The following is a 2640-nucleotide window of genomic DNA, read 5'->3' on the forward strand; positions in this document are numbered from 1 at the left end:
CAAAGCATAGCTTTGGCGGGGTGGGGTTCTTCGGATTTAATAAGCAATCAAGCGGACATGATATCAGAAATCAATTCTAGAGACGTTGCAATGCAACCTCTCTATATACACCTATCAAATCTTCACAAACAATCCTTAACTTACTAGTATTACTTTATACGACAACTTTCGGAACTAAGAGTGATTGCTGTCGTCTATATAAATCAGACTGTATAACAATATTGCTCTAAAAAAATCTGGAGCATTAATTAAAATGAAGACTCTTAGGCTGCTTGCAATTATTCCCACAGCTTTGGCGATGAGTTTGGCTCTCACTGAGGCTAATTTGGCACAGACACCAACAATCCAAATTAATCGAAATTCCCAACCCGATCCATTGATTTTGAATGGAAAATCTGGGGGAACTGTCAAAAGTAATTGTGGCAATATTACTACTGAACCTAGTCAAGTTATCCAAGTTACAGAGTCACTACCTTATTTGCGATTAACAGTAGAGAGTCAAGGAAAGCCAACACTGCTGATCGACGGGCCTGGGGGGCGCTTTTGTGTACTAGCAGATAGTTACTCTGGAGGTAAGTCAGAACTTTCTGGTTATTGGCAGGCAGGAAAATACTCGCTGTATGTGGGCGAACTATCCCCGCAACAGTATACTTACACCCTCTCAATATCGCAAAAAAATAAATAGTCATTAGTCATTCATACTTTGCTAATGACTAACGATCCTTGACTATTCTTCCAATGATTTGGCTGGAACTTCGACAGCAGTGACATCAATTGTGCCTTCTGGTGTGAAGCGCTGAAAATGACTATTTTGTACTAACAGTAATTCCTGACAGTTAGGACATTGCAACTGAGTGTTATTTAAACCTGTAAATTCATATCCACAGACGGGACATTGATCGGCAACCAAGTTGCGTTGCAGCCACCAACGAAAGCCAAAAAAAGCCGCAATAGGTGCCAACAATAGCAACCCAAAAATAATTAGCAATGAATTAACCAACCAACCCAAGCCCACTGATGCCAGCAAACATATAACTGCCAGCAGGGTGAGCCAAGGGCGGAGATTTAAAAGATTCAATTGAAATGACTTAAAGCTCATTTTTAATAAATTTTGTCCTGCTCTCCTTCTAGGATAGCGATTTTAGTCATTGGTCATTGGTCATTTGTCATTTGTCATTTGTCATTTGGACTTAAATGGACTTTATTATTGAGGATAGAAGAATTTTTTGTAAGTGCTGTTGAAAGGCATTGATGCCAAACAGAGCGATCGCCTGTTCTCGCAGCCACTCCCCATCACATCGCTGGTCATCCCCTTGAAGCATTTCTATACAAGCTGCTGCTACAGCATCAGGATTGCGGTGTGGAACCCGCCATCCCAGTTTACCATCCTGCAAGGGGTCAGCGGAACCATCATCGTCACCAGATAACACCGGCACTCCACAAGCCATTGCTTCTAGATAAACTATGCCAAAGCCTTCTTGCGAAGGCATAATATAGGCATCAGCAAGACGATAATGTTCCATTAATTGTTCTGTGGCAACGAAACCAGCAAATACAACGCGATCGCTCACGCCTAAATTTTCTGCAAGTTTAGCTAATCGCGGTTGGTCATCGCCGCGACCAATTACCAAATATTTCACTTCTGGAAAAACTTCCGCGATTTGTGGTAATGCCCGAATGGTGACATCTACACCCTTGTAAATATCTCCTGACCATAACCGCGCTACTGTCATTAACACTTTCGCGCCAGTTAAGCCATACTTCTGGACTAATTCTGGTTGTTTGGAACCAGGAGTAAATTTATCCGCATCAATTGCACAAGGCATCATCTGTACCATTTTCGGGTTTAGACTATTAGCAACACAAGCGCGGTCGCGGCTGTAGCGACTAATTGTCCAAATTCCCGCTGCTGATGTCAGAGCACGACGTTCCTGATTTTTCAACGGTTCCCAGACTTCTTTGCCGTAAGTTAGCACGGTGTAAGGAATCCCCAAGGGCTGGCAAAGTGTTTGGATTAATACTGCTAAGTTAATGTGACCGCAGAAAACCTGCTGCGGACGGCTTTGCAACAAACATTTCAGTAAAGCCGCTGCCATTTGCAATCTCCCCAAATAGGGAGACTGATTTTTAAAGTAATGAAATTTTAAGTTCTCGTCTTCAAAGGGATTTAAGCTATCAGCACTATCTCGCAGCAAAAAGACTTCTGCCTTGTAGTCTTGGCCCAATCCCAAATAGGCGCGAAAAATATCTTTTATATAGGATTGAATACCACCTTCGTGAGCAAAAATTTCTAAAAACACGAAGACATGGTTAGTTGTTTTGTTAACTTTATCACCTAAATTCAGGTTTTTTGTCACTGTAGTGATTTGCATCTTAAATTTAAATTATTTACACTTGCGGTAAGGGCGCGATTGCACCGCTTTGTAACCGCTCTAAATCTGTTTTTACCATTTTTTCTAAAAGTTCCTCAAAGCTTACTTGGGGTTCCCAGCCGAGATTTCTTTTAGCTTTACTGGGGTTAGCTACTAGTTGAAAATGCTCATCTTGTCGCAAAAAGTTAGTATTTAAGACTACATGGTGCGTCCAATCCAATCCGACACACTCAAAGGCTGTGGCAACTAAATCTCTAACACTATGCAG

The 2640-nt window shown here is 41.7% G+C and carries 4 protein-coding genes; 1 reads left to right on the forward strand and 3 read right to left on the reverse strand.

The features are described 5' to 3' along the window. The first annotated feature begins 253 nt into the window (after positions 1-253). Positions 254-685, forward strand: coding sequence for a hypothetical protein (locus tag IQ229_RS23405; RefSeq protein WP_194047869.1), 432 nt, complete (start codon positions 254-256; stop codon positions 683-685). A gap of 42 nt (positions 686-727) precedes the next feature. Here IQ229_RS23405 and IQ229_RS23410 read toward each other — a convergent pair whose 3' ends face one another. The 3 genes from IQ229_RS23410 to IQ229_RS23420 all read right to left on the reverse strand — a co-directional run. Beyond that, the gene (locus IQ229_RS23410; protein ID WP_194047871.1) at positions 728-1099 is read right to left on the reverse strand and encodes a hypothetical protein; all 372 of its coding nucleotides are present in this window, start codon (positions 1097-1099) and stop codon (positions 728-730) included. Between the two features lie 91 nt (positions 1100-1190). Further along, a complete protein-coding gene (locus IQ229_RS23415) occupies positions 1191-2372 on the reverse strand; it encodes a glycosyltransferase (protein ID WP_194047872.1) in 1182 nt (393 codons plus the stop codon). Positions 2373-2388: 16 nt separating this feature from the next. Next, the coding region (locus IQ229_RS23420; protein ID WP_194047874.1) for a GDP-mannose 4,6-dehydratase at positions 2389-2640 on the reverse strand (252 nt) is incomplete at its 5' end.

It is taken from the genome of Nostoc cf. edaphicum LEGE 07299 (genome assembly GCF_015207245.1).
Taxonomy (GTDB): domain Bacteria; phylum Cyanobacteriota; class Cyanobacteriia; order Cyanobacteriales; family Nostocaceae; genus Nostoc; species Nostoc edaphicum_B.